General features: G+C 38.7%; 19 protein-coding genes. All 19 read right to left on the reverse strand.

Annotation, left to right across the window (positions count from 1 at the left end; all coding sequences use genetic code 11):
• Positions 1-325: 325 nt before the first annotated feature.
• The 19 genes from P6N53_RS13065 to P6N53_RS13155 all read right to left on the reverse strand — a co-directional run bounded on the left by P6N53_RS13065 (position 326) and on the right by P6N53_RS13155 (position 20,063).
• Complete coding sequence (locus P6N53_RS13065; protein ID WP_304543852.1) at positions 326-649, reverse strand: replication protein; 324 nt, start codon at positions 647-649, stop codon at positions 326-328.
• Between the two features lie 348 nt (positions 650-997).
• Positions 998-2,176, reverse strand: coding sequence for a nickel pincer cofactor biosynthesis protein LarC2 (gene larC2, locus P6N53_RS13070; protein WP_304543854.1), 1,179 nt, complete (start codon positions 2,174-2,176; stop codon positions 998-1,000).
• A gap of 32 nt (positions 2,177-2,208) precedes the next feature.
• The gene (locus P6N53_RS13075) at positions 2,209-3,309 is read right to left on the reverse strand and encodes a M24 family metallopeptidase (RefSeq protein ID WP_304543856.1); all 1,101 of its coding nucleotides are present in this window, start codon (positions 3,307-3,309) and stop codon (positions 2,209-2,211) included.
• Between the two features lie 18 nt (positions 3,310-3,327).
• On the reverse strand, positions 3,328-4,131 hold the full coding sequence (locus tag P6N53_RS13080) for an energy-coupling factor ABC transporter ATP-binding protein (RefSeq protein ID WP_304543858.1): 804 nt from the start codon (positions 4,129-4,131) through the stop codon (positions 3,328-3,330).
• On the reverse strand, positions 4,124-5,101 hold the full coding sequence (gene cbiQ, locus P6N53_RS13085) for a cobalt ECF transporter T component CbiQ (protein WP_304543860.1): 978 nt from the start codon (positions 5,099-5,101) through the stop codon (positions 4,124-4,126). Before cbiQ ends, P6N53_RS13080 begins: the two co-directional genes overlap by 8 nt.
• Before the next feature lie 23 nt (positions 5,102-5,124).
• Positions 5,125-6,138 carry a cobalt transporter CbiM gene (cbiM, locus tag P6N53_RS13090; protein WP_304543862.1) on the reverse strand — a complete coding sequence of 338 codons (1,014 nt, stop codon included), beginning with the start codon at positions 6,136-6,138 and terminating at the stop codon, positions 5,125-5,127.
• Positions 6,139-6,457: 319 nt separating this feature from the next.
• Positions 6,458-7,210 (reverse strand): nickel pincer cofactor biosynthesis protein LarC, encoded by a 753-nt coding sequence (gene larC, locus P6N53_RS13095; RefSeq protein ID WP_304543865.1) that lies wholly within the window; start codon positions 7,208-7,210, stop codon positions 6,458-6,460.
• A gap of 2 nt (positions 7,211-7,212) precedes the next feature.
• Positions 7,213-7,965, reverse strand: coding sequence for a nickel pincer cofactor biosynthesis protein LarB (larB, locus tag P6N53_RS13100; RefSeq protein ID WP_304543867.1), 753 nt, complete (start codon positions 7,963-7,965; stop codon positions 7,213-7,215).
• Entirely contained in the window at positions 7,952-8,776 is an 825-nt protein-coding gene (gene larE, locus P6N53_RS13105) for an ATP-dependent sacrificial sulfur transferase LarE (protein WP_304543869.1), read from the reverse strand. Before larE ends, larB begins: the two co-directional genes overlap by 14 nt.
• A gap of 32 nt (positions 8,777-8,808) precedes the next feature.
• Positions 8,809-9,768: a DMT family transporter gene (locus tag P6N53_RS13110; protein ID WP_304543871.1), complete on the reverse strand. Its 960-nt coding sequence runs from the start codon at positions 9,766-9,768 to the stop codon at positions 8,809-8,811.
• Between the two features lie 188 nt (positions 9,769-9,956).
• Complete coding sequence (locus tag P6N53_RS13115; RefSeq protein ID WP_304543872.1) at positions 9,957-11,300, reverse strand: UbiD family decarboxylase; 1,344 nt, start codon at positions 11,298-11,300, stop codon at positions 9,957-9,959.
• A gap of 85 nt (positions 11,301-11,385) precedes the next feature.
• Positions 11,386-12,543 (reverse strand): iron-containing alcohol dehydrogenase, encoded by a 1,158-nt coding sequence (locus tag P6N53_RS13120; protein ID WP_304543874.1) that lies wholly within the window; start codon positions 12,541-12,543, stop codon positions 11,386-11,388.
• A gap of 21 nt (positions 12,544-12,564) precedes the next feature.
• Positions 12,565-14,268 (reverse strand): aldehyde ferredoxin oxidoreductase C-terminal domain-containing protein, encoded by a 1,704-nt coding sequence (locus P6N53_RS13125; protein ID WP_304543876.1) that lies wholly within the window; start codon positions 14,266-14,268, stop codon positions 12,565-12,567.
• A gap of 252 nt (positions 14,269-14,520) precedes the next feature.
• The gene (locus P6N53_RS13130) at positions 14,521-15,075 is read right to left on the reverse strand and encodes a UbiX family flavin prenyltransferase (RefSeq protein ID WP_304543878.1); all 555 of its coding nucleotides are present in this window, start codon (positions 15,073-15,075) and stop codon (positions 14,521-14,523) included.
• 111 nt (positions 15,076-15,186) lie between these two features.
• The gene (locus P6N53_RS13135; protein WP_304543880.1) at positions 15,187-15,957 is read right to left on the reverse strand and encodes an IclR family transcriptional regulator; all 771 of its coding nucleotides are present in this window, start codon (positions 15,955-15,957) and stop codon (positions 15,187-15,189) included.
• A 253-nt stretch (positions 15,958-16,210) separates the two neighbouring features.
• Entirely contained in the window at positions 16,211-16,444 is a 234-nt protein-coding gene (locus P6N53_RS13140) for a MoaD/ThiS family protein (RefSeq protein ID WP_304543882.1), read from the reverse strand.
• A 174-nt stretch (positions 16,445-16,618) separates the two neighbouring features.
• Complete coding sequence (locus tag P6N53_RS13145; protein ID WP_304543884.1) at positions 16,619-17,806, reverse strand: iron-containing alcohol dehydrogenase; 1,188 nt, start codon at positions 17,804-17,806, stop codon at positions 16,619-16,621.
• A 105-nt stretch (positions 17,807-17,911) separates the two neighbouring features.
• Complete coding sequence (locus tag P6N53_RS13150) at positions 17,912-18,778, reverse strand: DUF7973 family transport facilitator (RefSeq protein ID WP_304543886.1); 867 nt, start codon at positions 18,776-18,778, stop codon at positions 17,912-17,914.
• Between the two features lie 82 nt (positions 18,779-18,860).
• Positions 18,861-20,063, reverse strand: coding sequence for an iron-containing alcohol dehydrogenase (locus P6N53_RS13155; RefSeq protein ID WP_304543888.1), 1,203 nt, complete (start codon positions 20,061-20,063; stop codon positions 18,861-18,863).
• Between the last annotated feature and the right edge of the window lie 74 nt (positions 20,064-20,137).

Genomic DNA, 20,137 nt, shown 5'->3' on the forward strand with positions numbered 1-20,137 from the left:
CTTTCATTTCAAGTAATAAGGAAGTCCAAATTTATAAGCTTTCTTAATAAAATGTTCTTTTCTTTATTGTTTAAATTCATTTTCAAAATTTCTAATCCTACTCTTTAAGTATTCAAATGGGAAATCGTTTAATTTATTCTCTACATTACCGATATTTACCGTTTGGCTGTAGCTCTAGCTGTACCGTTCTGAGTAGGCTGGGTGGTATGAGAAGACCTCCTCGGGCTGAGGGGGAGATAATACTTAATTACCTGCCTTAGAAATTTAATCACCTTTGTCTCATCTTGATTCAGTTGTTTTCTTTCCTTCATAAATTCCTCTAAGATCAGTGATCACTAACCTTCCACTCTTTTCCACCATTACAGAAGGAGCTAGCCAATCCCACTTGCCACTGTTCATAATCTTTGTTGAGGGTGATCCGCTCATCGTCAATAAAGAGTACCCCTGCCCGGGATAGATGCTCCAATTCCTGCCCAATATCGGTTTTATGAATCCCCACCAATTCAAAATTCATTGGTCGTAGGAGAGCAAACTTTTTACCGCAGCCGTAGCTCATGCGAATAACCAGGTCCAGTATTTTTCTTTGTCTTTTGCTGAAGTTAGCCTGCATGATGGCTGTGTAAAGCTCATTTGATAATCTGGTAAGCATCGGTCCACCGTTAACTAGGCAGAGGAGTTCCATATTCTCGCCAAGAGTTAATCGGTAGCCTCCTTCAGTTAGCCTACTAAGCCGGTGATTACCCGGCCCAGGAAATTGTCCACATACTTTGCATGTAACCCTTAATACTATCTACTCATGTCTCCTGATTCTGCAAATATTCGTCCTGGATTTCATTCATGTCAATGGTAACTATACGTTTTCGCAGTGTTAGGCGGTAAACTCCTTGGAAGTTGAAGCCAAAGTACCGCCATTTATAAATACACAACAGTCTTCAGTATGTAGCATAGAGAGGAATTTGAACCATACTAAGTATGAAAACATCTTTTATTCATTTGACTATTTGTCCTGCATAATATCTTTATACTTATTTCTCGCCTTTTCAAATGCTTCTTGATATATTTCATTAACAGGTATATTTAGTTGACGGGCTAAAGAATTACAATCTTCATATTCCGGCTTAATATTAAAAACAGGTTGGTTGTGGCCTAGTCTTGCTACTTTTACTCTTACAGACCCGTAACAGGTATAAACTTCAATAATTTCCCTAGATAATTTTTTTCTATTGTGATAAGAAATTCTTACCCCGAGTGAAGTAGTTTCACTAAAGATTATTCCAGTTAAAACATTAACATCCTCTGGCCTACATATAGTTGTTAATTTTGTCCCTGGACGACCCTTTTTCATAACTATCGGTGTGTAATAGACATCTAACGCTCCATTAGATAAAAGCCTGTCTAATACAAAGGGATAGAATTCTGGATTCATATCATCAATGTTTGTCTCCAAAACAGCTAATTGATCCTGCAAATAGTAATCTTCAGATGTTTCCCCTATTAAAACCCTTAACATATTTTCAGGGTTATTGTCTCTACCGTATCCTAACGAAAGCAGATTTATATCAGGTTGGTCAATAAAATCATTGACCAGAGTTCTCGCTATTGAGGCACCCAGTGAAGTTACTTGTCCTAAGTTATTATTAAGTTTTATTGGAAAACCTTTTAGTAATTCCAACACCTCAGGAGATGTTGCATATGTATTGCCAATAGGAGTATTCTCAGAACCTGTTTTTACAGGAATCGAAGATATCAGTACTTTTTCCGGTGATATCTGTTCAGTACAAATTTGAATTCCTATTGTCTTTATTAATTTTGCAATCGCATCTGGTATACTAACTAAGTCAAGTGCTATTCCTGAAATATTAGACTTTGCCTTTGCTAAACAAGTAAAAATATCTTTAGTTTTTTCTTTTATACTTGAACTTAAAGTAGTCTCATCGATAAGCCATAGAATTTGAAAGAGGTTAAGTTCCTCCTGTTGACAATCTATGACAAAACGGTTTGATATAAAAGAATCTCCCTCTTTAAGTATTCTTATCTCACAAGGTGGAGCATTTAAACATGATAATTGTTTTTCTAAATAGATTTCACTAAACCCAGTCTGAAGTAAAGCTCCAAGCATCATATCCTCAGTGAGTCCATTTATGCAATCAAAATATAGTATCTTAATAAGTACCACCTCAGTAAAAACTAAATATGATAAATCTCTTTTTATAATCTAACTAATTGACGTGGATAATCAGTCAAAATCTCATTCTGTTCTTCCCCCACGTGTATTATATCTGTTATCCTTGGCCCACCAACTCCTTTAAGAAAGATTGTGGGCAAAAGTAAGTCTACCACCATATTTACATCTATAGTATCATTTCTTCCCTTGCCGATAGTTGGATAAAATTCAGATTGTCGCAAACCCACGCCATAACCAATAATATCAATAAAATGTTGTTGATATCCTGCTAACTCTATTACTCTACGTGCAGCACCATCTACTTCTCCCGCTGTTATACCAGGAGCTAAGCTATTAATAGATTTTTCTTGTGCTTCTTTTAAAATGTAATAAATTTTCTCTTGTTCTTGGGGTATATCTCCTATAGCCACTGTCCTACAGATCTTAGCACAATATCCCTCATATGTAGCACCCAGGTGTACGACCACAATTTCACCGTTATTGATTTTCTTTCTGCTGCTAGAAGGATGAGTTAATAGTGTTCGTTCGCCAGATACTATTTGTGGGCGAAATGGAGAGCCATTAGAACCGTCCTTAAGCATGGCATACTCAGCTTCTGCTAGAATATCTAGCTCACTTACTCCGGTTCTAATGGCTTTTATTGCTGCATCAACCCCACTACATGCAGCCTTAGCAGCTTTTCTAATATTAAAAACTTCCTGCTGATCCTTGATGGACCGTATTTTATAGAGCATTTCCGCTGCACTAACAAATCTACCTGTTGGAAAAGAAGATCTTAATGCTTCGTATATAGAAATATCAACAAAGTACTTTTCAAAACCAATTACAGGTTTGTTAATACCATAGTTTTTAATTTGCTCGATAACCTTGGTAGCTAAGTTTTCCTTGGGAAAAACATATCCAAAGGTTTTTAAACCCGATTGCTGTTCAACATAATCAACGTCAAGCCATAAGGTGATTACATTGGCCTCCCCTTCTTTAGGGATAATAATAGCCATGCATTCCATCTGTGTTATACCTGAAAAATAAATTAGATTCTCCCTTCCCACAATAAGAAGGAGATCAATATCCGTGTTATGAAGGGCTTGCTGGGTTCGAAGTATTCTCTCTATTAGGTTATACAACAAATCACCTTCTTAGCTTTAATCATGTGCATGATAATGCCTATGATGTCCCTCATGAATGTGGCAGTGAAAATGTTCATCTACCAGGTTTACATCAATTAATAATTTACCGTTACTTAATATTTCCTTAGGTGTGCCACTGGCAACCAACTGATGATCTTCACTAAAAACAAGTACACGATCAGCAATTTCTTCAACTATATCCAAATTGTGAGTAGCTGTAATCAGAGTTTTACCTGCCTTGTTAAGCTGGTATAACAGGTTAATAAGCCAGCGTTGTGAACGGGGGTCCAACCCGTTTGTAGGCTCATCCAATAATACCACCTGTGGATTTATAGATAGCACCGAGGCAAGGGCTACTTTTTTCTTTTCTCCACCGCTTAGTTTATATGGAGGTCGGTCTGTAATGTTCTGTAAACTTAGTAGCTCAATAACGTCTTTAACCCTTTGCCTAATCACGTTTTCTCCTAAATTCATCTGTAACGGTCCAAAAGCAATTTCCTCCCAGACTGTTGAATTAAACAACTGTACTTCCGAATTCTGAAATACAAAACTTACTCTGCTACGAAACCAATTTGAAAAATCCTCCCTGGATACGTTCTCTTCATTTAACTTCTCACCAAAGGCCCATATTTTACCTTTTTGAGGAATCTGTAAACCTGCCATTACTTTAAGTAACGTGGATTTACCGCAACCGTTAGCTCCCAGCAACACAACCTTTTCTCCAGAGTAAATATCAAGCTCAATATCCTGCAAGGCCACTTCACCCATGTCATAGTGGAAACTTACGTCTTCTAGGTGATATATGACTTCCCTAGACAAAGAATTTTTCACCCCCAAACAATAAAACCCCTATTACGCCAACAAAAACAGCCCAGGCCCAGTCCTTTAAATTAATCCTTAAGTTTTGCATTATCCTCATTTTACCGCTATATCCACGGGATATCATCGCAGTGTGGATTTCTTCACTAAGATGATAAGCTTTAAGCCATAATGACCCCATGGAACCAGCAATCATGCCTCGCTGTTTTTTGGTAGAAGTTCGCCCAATAGTACGGCATTTTTTGGCTAGAAACATATCATTGGCAGTTTGTACAAGTAAATATATATATCTGTGTGTCATTTCAAGGATCTGAACAAAAAGTTGTGGTACAAAAATCATACGCAAAGCCTTTAGCAATACATTCCAGCGAGTGGTTACCGCCAACAGCTTTGCTAGTGATACAGACGCACCAACTCTAGTAATAATCATTAGAGCCCCTTCAATACCTTCCTTTGTAATAGAAATTTCCTTTGGAAAATCCCAGACCAATAAATGGAAGGGGTGACCAAAATCCATCAGGATAATCAGTGGGCTTCCGGGGCGTACAAAGTTAAAAATGGATGGAAAAACAACAATCCCTGTAAACAATAGTACAACTAACCATACTCTTTTTATAAAAAAGTAAAGGGGAATGCGAGAAAGTTTAACAACTAGGAGAACCCAAATATTTAATATAACAAGGGATAAGATGCTGTGTACAAGGTTGCATATAATTATTAAGTAAAGCATAGATAAAATCTTAATTCTAGGATTTATCAATTGCAATAATCCCGGTTGTCTGGCTATTTTTTCTGCGTTGTACTCCTCTGTGATCCTTCTGGCAATTTCCTTTACTGTCTTATCAATAAAACCTTTGCGTTTTATCGTACCAACCTTCTTAATTGGAACCTGATTATTAGCCAGATTATTAATATTAGTCTCTTCATAATTAACTTGTAAAAGCCAGTGAGGTAATTCATTATTTTTCATATTATCTTTTTCTTTAGCAATTATTAGGAAACTTCCTGATCCGAAGGTAGCTCCCATTTACTAAAAAGAAATGTAACACCACCAATAACAGCGACCCCTAAGACAGCTGAAATTATATAAATAGCAGGCTGCCAGAAACCATTTTCAAATCCATGTAGTCTATAATCAGGCATTATACCTAACCAGTTATTTGCAAACTCTGCCATGCCAGATGGAATATAACCCGTAAGTTCTCTAATTTCTTCAGTTCCCCATTCTCCCCAGGCTGTTCCGTTGGCAAGTAGTCCAAGAGGTGATATTACAATTAAAGCAACCAGCACTACCGATATTTTACGATAGATTTGATTAATCTCAACTTGTTTGCTCTTGTTCTGCAGAAGCTCTGGGTTACTGGACCTCAGGTAACTTAGCACCAGGGCTGTAATAATTCCTTCTATGGGACCTGCTACCAATAAGTGACCAAAAGCCATTGCTGGAACTGCCAGGCTCAAGGGATATGGGTTGTAAAGGGGTACCCCGCTAGCTGTATGAAAAAATAGTGGTTGAATTCCCAGCATTAGGGCAGTTGCCAGAGCAGCGAGGTTAATACCTACAAAACCGCTTAAAAAGCCGGCCAACCATAGTCTATTGCCCGTTGCCTCTCCATTTTTCCCAATGAATCTATAAATATAGTACGAACTAAAAGGAAGTATAAATGCAAGGTTGAAACTGTTAGCACCAAAGGCCAAGAGACCACCGTCTCCAAATAACAATGCTTGTATAGCAAGAGCTACACTAATTCCTATACAAGCAGCCCATGGCCCCAGAATAATGGCCATTAGTGCACCACCCACAGCGTGTGCTGTAGTCCCGTCGGGTATAGGTATGTTAAACATCATAATTGTGAAAACAAAAGCTGCCCCAGTTCCCATCAAAGGCACATATTTAGTTCGTAATGTTTGTTTTACTTTGGAAACAGCGGTTGCCCAAATAGGTAACATTGCGGCACCAATAACAGCACATGACTGCGGACTTAAGTATCCGTCGGGAATATGCATATACTTTACCTCCAAAGATTCAGGATTAATAAGAAAGACTTGGCTTGTGCAAAGTCTTTCGGCGCTGGCGTACCCTAAAGGGCGCAAGTAAGCCCTAGTTTGCCCTTACGTAGATCAGATAAAATTTTATACTTTTCTGATCTGCTAAAAAAGCTAATTATGGAATTCTACATTACCAAACATTATTCTTTATTATAAAACATAATTCTTGTTAGCCAGGTTAGTTTCCTGCATATCTACACCAGAGTTCATTCGATATTGCCGAATGTTGTTTTCATTAAAAACAAAATGTCATATCCTAACTAGAATAAAACATTTTTTAATGGTTATGGTGTTTATTATGCTTTGCTTCCTGGTTGTTTGTATCACCAAGGATAACTCTCAAGACATTAGGTATATGAAGATCGGCTGTACCTGCACCATAGCCAATTTTCTTAGGTGTAATAGCCGGCAGGTAACCAAAGTCCTCACAAAGAGAAGTAATAATAGCTGCACCTGTTGGCGTAACCAGTTCCATATTAACACCACTGTTATATATAGGAACACCCCTTAATAATTCTAACGTTGCGGGAGCAGGGACTGGTATGGTCCCATGCACACATTTGGTCCAACCACCTCCAATATTAAGTGCAGAGGCATAAACCTTAGAAATATTCATTTTATGAAAACCGACAACTGCTCCGACAATATCAATAATTGCATCCACTGCTCCTACTTCGTGGAAATGAATATTCTCAGGGTCTACCCCGTGTATTCTACTTTCCGCTTTTGCCAATCTAGTAAATATTTTCAATGCAGACTCTTTAACGATTTCTTCTAGGCCGCTTTCCTCGATGATCTTCCGAATATCCCCCAAACTCCGGTGAGGATGATTCTCATCTGTTTCTACTGAAAATTTAGTAGCTGCAATTCCTTTTTTTATAACGAATTCATGTTTGATATTGAAATTAGCTAATTTTAGTTTTGAAAGTTCATGTTCCAGGTCAACAAAGGGCAAGCCGGCATCTAATAGAGAACCAATTATCATATCTCCACTAATACCAGAAAAACAATCAAAGTAAATGATAGACATTTTTATTCTCCTATACGATTAATCATAGCAGCAGCATATCCAGCGCCAAAACCATTATCAATATTTACGACTGTGACACCCGAAGAACAACTATTTAACATGGCCAAGAGAGCAGCCAACCCGTTAAAACTTGCTCCGTATCCCACACTGGTTGGTACTGCGATAACCGGTTTGTCAACTAAACCTCCAATTACGCTGGCAAGTGCTCCTTCCATACCTGCTACTACAACAATAACTTTTGCATTGTCTAATTTCTCTTTATTCATAAGAAGCCGGTGTATTCCAGCCACTCCGGCATCATACAATCGCCCAACTCTAGCTCCCATTAATGTAGCAGTTATGGCAGCTTCTTCGGCTACAGGCAAATCCGAAGTACCCGCGCAAGCTACCAGTACATTACCAAGTCTCTTTTGTTCACCCCTGGTAACAGTGATTAATCTGGCAACACTATGGTATTCTGCATCGGGAACCACCTTTTGTACAGCTTGATACATTTCATAGGAGGCTCTGGTTCCTAATATATTGCTTTCAGATCTATCCGCCAATGCCTCCATAATCTTTTGAACCTGATCAACGGTCTTACCCTCACAATATACAACTTCGCCAAAAGCCTTCCTTAGGCTCCTGTGATGATCTAACTTTACAAACCCTAAGTCTTGATATGGCAGGTGCTTTAGTATTTCTAGCGCATCATCTATTGTTATTGAACCCTCTTTAACTCTAAAAAGTACATGTTTTATCTCATGTTGATCCATTATACTCTCTCCTTATTGCTTCATTCATGCTGCCTGACCGAAAGCCAATTAAATCTAATGATACATATGTAAATCCTAGGTTCTTCAAGTTAGTTGTTAACCGATCAACCTGAGCAATTAAATCTATAAATTTGTCTTTTGAAATCTCTATTCTTGCTGTATCTCCAAGGTGTCGCAGACGGCAGGGTGTGAAACCAAGTTCTTTAAGATAATCCTCGCCTGATTTAATTGCTAATAATTTTTCTTTTGTTATAGTTTGACCATAGGGAATCCTTGATGCCAGACACGAAACCGCAGGGTTATCCCACGTGCTTAAACCTTTTCTTAAAGAAAGCTCCCTTATTTCGGCTTTTGATAATCCAACCTCTTGTAGTGGCTTTTTTACTTCAAGTTCCTTGGTCGCCTTATTACCTGGGCGGTAGTCACTCAGGTCATCCATATTAGACCCATCCAATACATATTGAATTCCTTTGGAACGGGCAATTCCTTTCAGGGCACTAAAACGCAAATGCTTACAATAATAACAGCGTTCCGGGGGGTTTGATACAAAATTTTGATTCTCCATCTCATCGCTTTGGATGATAACATGCTCCACGCCAAACTCCTTACATAAGTCCTTTGTACCTTGTAACTCCTCTTGGGTGAAAGTTTCCGACACAGCGGTTACGGCTATAACACCTGATGGAATTTCTTCAGAGGCTATTTTAAGCAGTAGCGCACTATCTACTCCACCTGAAAAAGCAATAACAGCCTTCTGATATTCTTTTAGTTTTTTTCTAACCCACATCTCCTTCTGAACTATTTTATCCATGTAATTCACCACTTTCTGTAATGGTTAGCTATTTAAATATCTGAACTTTTACAGTTGTAAAACCTCTGAATTAAATGATGATTACTTACAATTAACACCCCACTTATTATAATTACAGCACCACTGAATTGAACTAACGAATATGTTTCACCAATGAAAAGGGCAAATAACCCAGAGAATATTACTATCAAATGCAGAAAATTCGAAGCTTTACTTGGTCCCACAGAAATGACTCCATAATTCCAGCATAGAAAGGAAACAACAGAAGGAAAAAAACCTATATAAAAAACTGCTAACCACATCCCCAGTGATAACTCCTGATAACTAAAAGAACTCTGAGTGCTCTCCCAAAAGAAAAAAGGTAATAATATAATAAATCCTAAAAATAAGGTAGTTAGAAATGTTGCCTTTTGTGGTAACTGCTCTCCCCACTTTTTCATGAGTATTGAATAAATTGCCCAGAATATCACCGCAAGTATAACAAGCAAATCTCCCTTATTAAAGTGTAAATTTGCAAACCAGTATATCGACCCTCGAGAGATCACCCATATTACTCCAGTAAAAGACATGACAATCCCTAAATACTGTAGTTTAAATAAACGATCCTTTAAAAAGATTGCTGATAAAATAACAATCAACATTGGTGCAGTAGAATTAACCAGTGAGGCATTAATTGAAGTAGTTGATTGTAGTGCAACGTACAATAAAGCATTGAAAGCTGCAATCCCTGTTACTGAAAATAAAACTATTATTCTCCAATGCTTTAAAATTAAACTTTTGTGCTCTTTCCACTCAGACCAAGCAAAAGGTAGAAATAATAAAAATGCCACTCCAAGACGCATAATAGATAAATGAAAAGGAGGTACGATTTGAAGTAAGTTCCTAGCTACCACGAAGTTACCTCCCCAAAAAAGAGTAGCTAATACTAATAATAAATATGGTTTCTTTTGAATATAAATAAATGACTTATCCACATCTCCTCTTAAACTCAAAAATACTCTCACCTCATGTTTCTAATTAAATTTCTTTGGGCTAAGGTATACCCTAAGTACAGGAAAAATAATATATGTTTTAGATAGTGCCAAAAGACCCTTGATAAACACAATTGGGGCTAATAATAAATAGTGTCTATCAAAGGTCTTTCAGTCTAATCATCCTGTTTTATCAGTGAACCTTGTTTTCAATCCAAATAATCCTCAATATTTAACTCATCATATCCAGGTATCTTGATTGTCTCATAGGTATCTGGTGGTGCATCTAGTGGACAAGTGGCATCAATACCCATTTTGTCTGAAATACCGTCATCAGTTGATGGATCTAACTTTGAGCCCAGTGAACCGGAAACCAACATGGTATCTTTACCCATCTGACACCTAGTTGCGATAGCCCACTCCACCTCTTCCATATCAAAAACGTCTACATCTGTGTCCACAACAACAACGTGCTTTATTTCCTGCATACTGGCAAAAGCAGCAAACATTGCATTCTTCGCTTCCCCTTCATGTTTCTTATCAATTGATATTACCGCATGGTATCTACATGTACCACCGATGGTTAAATGAACATCTTTTACTGTAGGAACTGCTAGTTTTACCATCTCATATAAAGTAGCTTCCCGGGCTAAACCACCTAGCAGTAGGTGTTCCTTGGTCGCTGGTAAGATAGTATGGTAAATGGGATTATTCCTATGACAGATAGCTGTTATCTCAATAACTGGCTTTTCGCTGGCAGGACCATAGTATTTAGGAAACTCGCCGAAAGGTCCTTCGACCTTCCTTACCTTGGGTAGCAATTTGCCCTCCAAAACTATTTCAGCTTCTGAGGGTACTTCAATATCAACGGTTTGGCATTTGACTAACTTCTGGCTACCATTTTTAAAAGCGTTTGCAATCTCTAACTCATCTACCCCTAATGGCACAATAGTTTGGGAGGCTAACAATAGAAGCGGATCAACACCAATTGCAATAGCAATATCCAATGATTCATTTTTCTTTTCAGCCTTCATATAAACTTGCCATAAATGCCTTGGTAGTATGAGAATGCCCATTTCATTTTTGGAGAAAACCTGCAACCTATGAATGGATACATTCCTTTTTCCGGTCTCGGGGTCTTTGCAAATCAAGAGACCAGCTGTAATATAATGTCCGGCATCCTTTTTATGGTGAATAGGAATGGGTAACTCCATCAAATCAACATCATCAATTTTCACATTTTCCATTACCGGTGCCTCTTCTCTGGGTACAACTTGACAAGGAAGAGGCTGTTTTTGACATTCACTAATTTTTTGAGCAATGTTGTTTTTGTCAGTACCTAAGGCCTTTGCAAAAAGATTTCGATCATAGGCAATTCCAGAAACCACCGGAAAATAGTAACCTTTTGGTTTATTTAATAAAACAGCTGCTTTCCCATCGAGTTTTTTTATTACAGCGGGCATCTCGAATTTCAGGCTTACCTCTTTAGATACAGATTTTATTTTTCCTTCACATTCAAGATAAGCTAACCAATCACGCAATGAGTTTACCACTTTTATCCCTCCTAGCCCTGTGATTTTGGATAGTCCTTTTTAAACATACTAATAAACAGCATAGACATCAAAGTGTTACTAAGAATTAAAAGGCTTCTTGTAGAATCTGCCTAATTTGTTTTTCACTAGCTTTACGTATGTTAAACTTGAGCATACCACTCTTTAACGCATCCCTGGCAACATCATCCAATTTTTCTTCTGTTGCTCCTACATCACGTAATTTTTTGGGCAAGCCGCATAGCTCAACCAATTTTCCGATAGCCAGAGGTGCTTCGTAGGCATCTTCATAAATATCCTTGCCCATGAGACATATACCCATAGCCTCGGTAATTTTGGCGTACCTCTCTGGGGCAGCAGGAACATTAAAATTCATAACATAGGGTAGCATAATAGCATTTGCAATTCCGTGTGGGATATGGAAGTGCCCCCCTAGTGGACTTGCAATTGCATGTGACAGCCCTAAATTTGTATTATTGAAAGCTATTCCAGCCAGTAACTGGGCTTTAAGCATTTCTGTACGGGCCTCTAAATTATTACCATCTGTTGTGGCTTGGGGCAGGTATCTATAAATTAGCCGAATCGATTCTAATGCTATTACATCACAAATGGGCTGACTGGCCTGAGAAGTATAGGCCTCGATGGCATGGGTCAATGCATCAAGTCCGGTAGCTGCGGTCATCATTGGAGGTAGAAGCAAAGTTAATTCAGGATCTAAGATGGATAAGTCCGGAGCCAGATATGGGCTAGCTATGGTGAATTTAATATCCTGTTCTAATTCAGTTAATACAGCAAAGATTGTTACCTCGCTGCCAGTACCGGCTGTTGTTGGAATTGCAATTAGTGGAATACCTTTTTGCTTGACCTTATTAAGACCGGCATAATCCAAAAGCTTACCTTCATTTGAAAGCAGCAACCTTGTGCCTTTAGCGGCATCTATGGAACTACCTCCACCAACTGCTATAAGTGCATCCACTTCCTCCAGCTTTGCCTTGTCCCTAATCTTTTCAATCGTTTTGGTACTGGGATCAGATTCTACTTGATCGAAAACAACACAATTAATTTTAGCTTGAGCTAGAACATTAGAGATTCTTTCTAAAATCCCAGCTTTAACAATTCCTGGATCAGTAACAATCATTACTTTATGTACTTTAAAATCAGCAATAAATTTTGGAAGCTTATAGAGTGATCCAGGGCCAAATTCAATTTCAGTTGGCAATTTGAAGTTGAAACTTGTAGTTATCATTATCCATACCTCCTTTTGACATTAAAACTCCAAGATGCTATCTAGTTCCTCATTTGTAATATCAAAAACTTCCCACTTAGGGCTAAGTTTTTCTAGGTGCATATACTCGGGAATGCGATTGGACTCTGGAGTAAAACCTGCTTTCTGGTTAAAGTCCATCTCTATCTGAAGAATACTTTTACCCCAATTCCAAAAGTCTTCTGAAGTGACTTCAATCTGAAGGTAGCTCTTAATTATATCGAGCAAGGCATTAAATGTTTCGGCGTCATTAAATACTGCATAGCTGCAAAATCTGCACAGACCTGTATTGTCTAAAGCAGTGGCCTTGATGTGGTACTCTTTTGCTAGGAGTACCTGTTCTTCAGGCTTAGCCTTAATGAAGGTAGTACAACTTGGACCAGCAGTATGATCAGCACCCATAGGCGTAACAGCATAAATTGCACCCATTCCCTTAATTCCCCGTGGGTCATAAGCCGCCATTGCTTGACCCTTAACAACAGGAATTCTATTGATACCAAGCACTTGACCGGTTATTTTTGCACCCTGGCCTAAAACTTTTCCCAAAATATCTCCCCGAGCAATGGACTGGATCGCTTCTTTTGCCGCAGCAACATCACCAAAGGGTAATATTCCCGCTTCCATTGCTATACCTAAAGCAGCACCTACCTCAATGGTGTCTAGGCCAAAGTCATCGCATAACCTGTTTAAATATGCTATATCATCAAGGTTGCCAATACCAAGATTAGAACCCAGCAGGCAAACTGACTCATATTCAAATCCACCTGTTATTTCCGAACCATCTTTGTCTACGTAAATGTTGGAACAGCGAATCACACACCCCGGAGTACAGGCATGCCCTACCTTACCACCCCGCTTTATTTGCAGTTCAGTCATAGTCTCACCGCTAATTTGACTAACTTCTTCAAATGCTCCGGAAGAGAAGTTCCTAGTAGGTAAAGCACCAATACTATTTATTATATTTACTAAAACTGCAGTACCATATTTAGGTAGTGCATTACCAGATACTGGGTTTTTTAAAAGCCCTTGAGCAAATTTCTTAATGCATTTTTTTGCTAATTCTTTATCTAATGCCGGAATATAATCCATGTCTGTGCCATTTATTACAACAGCTTTAATATGTTTTGCACCCATCACTGCACCTACACCGCCTCTGCCAAACTGGCGGGTGGGTACCCCTTCTTTGTCAGTGGCAGCTATGTTAGCTGCCAGCATTTTCTTTTCACCGGCCTGGCCAATGACAAAGATACTACTCTTTTTTCCATGTATCCTTTGCAATTTTTTACATGCATCATAACAACCAAGACCTATTAGCTCACCAGCAGGCAAAAGTTGGACACCTTCTTTATCTATGTTTAAATAATGCCATTGATTGTCCTTAGGTGCTCCTTCAATAATTATTGCTTTTACCCCAAGCTTGCCAAGATATAAACCACCGGGACCACCTGCGCTACTTTCTTTTAAACCCCCTGTAAGCGGGCTTTTCGTTCCAACTGAAGTTCGGCTAGAACTTGGTACAGAAGTGCCCGCAAATAAACCTGTTGCAAAGACCATTTTGTTCTTGGGACCTAATGGGTCACAAGTTGGATCTACTTCTGATGCAATAATAGAGTCCACCAACCCCCTAGCACCAAGCAATTGATATGATTTGGGTAGCTCCTCTTCTTTTACCGTAATATCTGAGACATTAATCCTATAAAAACTCACTTTTCTTCCCTTCCTTTTAAAAGACCTCTGACAGTAATCTCATAAAGTATACTTAATTCTAATCTAAAAAAATCATAATTTGTTTTACATTATCGCACGGCGTTTTAATAATTTAATAAAAAATAATTAACCGCCTTAAATTTCCTAGGATATCAACCTTGCACATTCGCTATTGTCGCACGGCGTTTTGAAAATATACTATAAATATAGTTCTGCAAAATTCTTTGGTATCCTTCTTTCTCTGAAATTTTTCTACTCTCCCCAACGGTGAATCAAATTGTGTTCTATACCAAGTTGATCTAAAATACGTCCCGCGCTGTGATGAACAATGTCTTCAATGGTTTGAGGCTTTGCATAAAAGCCCGGTACAGGAGGCATAATGGTTACCCCAAGACGTGCCAATTTTAACATATTTTCCAGATGAATAGCACTCAATGGAGACTCACGTGTAACCAAGATTAATTTACGTCCTTCTTTAATCGTCACATCAGCAGCTCGGCTAATGAGATTATCTGCATACCCGTTTGCCACTGCAGATAGAGTTTTCATGCTGCATGGTACAATTACCATCCCGTTATGCCTAAAAGATCCACTGGAAACAGGTGCCGCTTGGTCGTCCTCTCTATATGTATATGATGCTAGTGTGTTAACTTCATCAATAGTATGATTAGTTTCCAGTTCAAGCGTACGTTTTCCCCAATCACTATAAATCAGGTGAGTTTCCAACCCTAGAGAGCGAAGAATTTTCAACAAAGTAATAGCTAGTATAGATCCTGAAGCCCCAGTTATTCCGACAACAATTCTCATGAAGTGGCTCCTTTTACATAAATTAGTTTCAAGCCCTTGGCAACCTGCCAAGGGCATTTCATCTAAGTACTAATAAAAGATATTTAGATTATATTTTTAAGAATGAGTTTATTAATAATGATATCCCATTGTTTGCGATATTAATAAAGCTGCCTTTTTAACTGGCTGTATAAGTTGATCGATTCTTTCATTAGTCATTCTTGTACTAGGGCCAGCAATACTAATTGCAGCAATTGCTTTACCATGGTGATCTAATATAGGTGCAGCCACACACCGTAGGCCGACTTCAATTTCTTCATCATCAATGCTATATCCTTGGTTCTTAATTTTAACCAAATGATTTCTTAGTTCATCAATGTCAGTAATGGTGTTAGGTGAAAAAGATTTTAATTCAATTTTTTCAAAAATTTTTTCTTGTTCCCTCTGTGGTAAGTAAGCCAAAATCGCCTTCCCTACACCCGAACAATGCATTAGCGCCCTTTTACCAATTTGGGAGTACATTCTTATTGCTTGAGGACCATCTACTTTATCAATATAAACGTATTCATTCTCTACCTTAACTACTAGATGAACAGTTTCTTTATACTCCTCAACTAAACTCTTTAAAAAGGGTCGGGCTTGTTGCCTCAATTGCATTCTTTGTTGAACCTGTTCCCCAAGTTCCATCAATCTTAGGCCTAACTTGTATTTTCCATTTTCAGGATCTTGATATACCAAGCCTCTACTTTCTAGGGTATTCAGGAGACCGAAGGTAGTACTTTTATGAAGATCTAGTCTATTACTTATCTCTGTAACACCAAGTGGCTCTATCGATTTTTCTAGAACCTCCAGAATAGATATAGCCCTGTCTACTGACTGGATTATATTTGTTTTTTTTGTCATTAATACCACCTCCAATCCTAAAGATCATGCCGTGTTTAACATTATAGCACATCGTTCTATAAATTGAATATCTATAGGTTTTATATTTATTAAATATAAATCGCCAATGCTACTAGAGAAACTCTCTCACCTGCATTGGCGGGTTAATTTTCAATAGTACCAACCGGTTCTACTAACAACATGAGAATATAAATTTGCAACCTCCCACTGAAAACTATTATATTATGTTATCAAACTAACTTGCAATATAATATTATCCACCACTTACTTGTGGAAAAAAAATAACCTTATCATCATCTTTTAAAAAATAATCTTTTTTTACCAGTTTTCCATTAACAGAAATATAGTGTACTTCATGAGATGCCAAACCTAGATGCGTAAATAAATCTTCTACTTGTTCCCCCGCTTTGATTTCTATATATTTAAATTTACTATAGGCAGGAAAATTCAAAGATAAAATCCCTAGAAGTTTAACTTGTACTTTCATCAATATATCTCCTTGATAATGAATTAAGTACCACGTTAATAATTAAGTTATTATAATTTAACAAAACTTGATTAAACTCCTCTTGATAAAAAGAATTTAGATTTAAGAATTCCTCATAATGGTACGAGGTATAGACCCTCGTACCATTATGAGGTTGGTTACTAATTAGATAAATTAAATAACCTCTTTACCGTAATAAGCGCATAGGAAAATATTTTTGACTTCTTGAATGCTGGGGACTCTTGGGTTAGGTGGCGTACTTCCGTCTTTCATGGCGTTTTCTGCTAATTTGTCAACTTTAGCTAAGAAATCAGCTTCATCAACACCTGTTTCCTTAATGCAAGCAGGAATACCTAGCAGTTTCTGTAATCCTCTTACAGCCTCTAAAAACTTAGCTGTTCCGTCATAGGCATCCTTTACTTCATAACCGATAGCCCGGGCCAAATCAGCATAGCGGGAAGCTGCTGCTGCTGTATTGTATTGAATGACGTATGGCATCATGATAGCGTTGGCACGACCATGAGGTATTCCGTACTCAGCACCAATTTGGTGAGCTGTACTGTGAACTAACCCCAATGCAGTGTTAGTAAAGGTAAAACCAGCCATTAATGATGCTGTATGCATCTTTTCTCTGGCCTCTTTATTGGTACCATCAGCAAATGCCTTGGGTAGCCAGTCAAATACCATAGTTGTTGATTTGATAGCCAGGGGGTCGGTAATATCGCTAGCATTTCTAGAAACATATGCCTCCACAGCGTGAACCATTACATCAAATCCCGTATTTGCAGTTATGACCGGTGGCATGGTAGATGGTAGTTCTGGATCACAGATAGCAATGTCTGGGGTACATTCATAGGAAAGTGTGAAGTCCTTGACATTTGGCTCTACATCACGGTTGGTGATTACAGCAGCCAAAGTTACTTCGGTAGCTGTACCACTGGTAGAAGGTATAGCTACAAATCTAGCTTTATTTCTTAATTTAGGTACACCGGTAAAGGGAACGAAAATTTCTTCCCAGGTCACATTGGGGTGTTCATAGAAAATCCACATTGCTTTACCAGCGTCTAGGGAGGAACCTCCACCTAAGCCAACAATTAAATCGGGCTGGAACTGATTCATAACTTCAACGCCCTTCATGACAGTTTGGCGGCTAGGATCAGGCTCTACTTGATCAAAAACTGTACTTTCAATACCAGCCTCAGCTAAATAACCTTTTACTTTTTCTACAAAACCTAGGTCTTGCATTACTTTGTCTGTTACAATAACTGCCCTTTGACCTTCCATTTCTTTTAAGTAGGCAAGACAACCCCAACCAAATACGATATCCTTGGGAATACGGAACCACTTAGAATAATTAGACATTTTTCATTCCTCCGTTTATTTTATTTTTTTCTACCCTTTTGAATATATCGATAATTTAACTAGTTTTAATTAATCAGCTAAATATTACTTATTCCAGCTAGGTAGTTACAATAAACCGGTTGATGAAAGAGCGATAATTATACTAGAACCTATTGCTATAGTGGTAACTGGTGGGTCTATATAGGAGTTTGTTTGACTGATCCATAGTTTATTGATACAACTTGCCAGGATTGCAACGATAATCCCCAACACCACTGCCCAGACTATTGCATTAATGCTTCCATTGCCACGGAGGGCGGCTAAACCGGCTACAATCACGATATGATGCCAAGCCGCCCCGTTGAACCCCATCTGAAGGTAGATAAGGAATAATAAAGCAAGACCAAAGGGTATAAATATATCTCCCATTTTAACTGCGGCCACAGCAGACGCCAGTCCAACGCCGCCCCCGAGCACCACTAGAAAACCAAGTTCCTTAGTGTTAGGCCAGCAACTTTCACCTTCTGCGACAGGATCCTTTTTACGATTAGCACGCCATTGACCATCAAATAGCAATCTAGCCAACCAACCAGTAATAACAACTGATAATGCTACATTATCGGTTGGAATCCCTATACCTGTGCCGATGCGTTCTAAAAGCATACCAATTACACCAAATACACCACCCACCAGTAGAACATCTGGCCTACCAAATCCAGAAAGTGGCTTAAGTATATCCAATCCACTTTCTAAAACTCCCTTTTTCCATGCATATACGGCAGCCGCAGCTCCTCCGGCATAAACCATATGGGCACCAAAAAGAGGATTAAAACCAATATTCCATATCAAATCAGGGTTATTGCCTATCAACCCGGCAAGGCCGGTGATCATTAAAACGGCACCCCATAATGTGATGGCAGGTAAAGCACCAATTGCTGCGCCTAGAATCCCCCCGCCTAAGGCACCTATCACCATTAAAGGTTCAATTGCCATAGAATCCCCTCCCAACCATTCATGATGAATCTCGGCCTAGGTATATACCCTCGTACCATAAATACTGCTTGATAAGCATCAATTAATACAGTTTATCTCCCAAGCGACCTTCATAACTTCTGGTCAGCAACTCGGTTGCAGCCTCCCTAGTCATCGGTCTCTTAGCCCAACCGTAGAAAGCAGTAATCCATGGACAATCTGTCATCATTTCTGCAAGCATGGGAATATCCTCTTTCTTTCCAAAGGGTGCCCAGGTGGGTTCAATACCAATATCTAACAGGAGTTGCTTAACACCATCTACAGCAGCCTGAGCAGCCTGACGGGGATTCATACCTTCAATATTTTGACCAAGTGCTTTGGCTATCAAGGCCATTTTCTCCATACAATGGCCCATATTGTATTCCATAGCATAAGGTAGGGCAACAGCACATCCAACACCATGAGGAACATGGTATACAGAACCTAAGGTATGTGCTAAAGCATGACCTTCTACTATCCCAGGATCATTAAATGCTTTGCCAGCCATCATTGAAGCATAAGACATTTTAACCCGAGCCTCTAGGTTATCCCCTTCATAAACAGCAACGGGTAATGCCTCAGCAATAAGTTCAACTGCCTTTAAAGAAATAGCATCTGTGAATGGGTTTTCTTGCTTAGCAATTAGAGTTTCTATTGCATGTGCTAAAGCATCTGCTCCAGTAGATGCGGTGACTCTGGGAGGCATACTTAGAGTTAGTGTAGGATCTACCAAGGCCAAATCAGGCAAAATTGATGGTGTCGCAAAAAATCCTTTAATGCTGTCTTTAGCAAAGGTGATTACCGAATACATCGTGCATTCTGTACCTGTGCCAGATGTAGTAGGGACAGCAATTATTGGAGCACCCTTTTTGGGGAAAGTAGTGGTTTTTAAATAGTCCCCTGTTGTTCCAGGCAAAGCAAGAAGTTGAGCAACGACTTTGGCAATATCTATAGCACTACCGCCGCCCAGTCCAATTACAATTTTTCCACCTTCTTTGCGAGCAAACTCGGCTGCTAGATCACATACAATATCATCAGGTTCAGGCTTACCTTGATCAAATACTGCTACTTCAATATTGTCTTTTTTAAGTGCAGCTACTACCCTATCTGCAATGCCATTTTTTGATAAGATTGGGTCGGTTACAATAATTACCTTGCCACTCCAGCCCTTTTCTTTCATGTGCTGGGAAATATTGTCTACTGCATTAACACCAAATACAATCTTTTGCGGGGTATAATACTGAACTTCTTTAAGCGTAGGAAACATAGTAACACTCCTTTAATATTATTTTTGGCATATCGGAAAGTATAAAACTTCCCGATATGCATAAGGGGCAAACT

The organism is Desulforamulus aquiferis, from assembly GCF_030577015.1.
GTDB classification, from domain to species: Bacteria; Bacillota; Desulfotomaculia; order Desulfotomaculales; family Desulfotomaculaceae; genus Desulfotomaculum; species Desulfotomaculum aquiferis.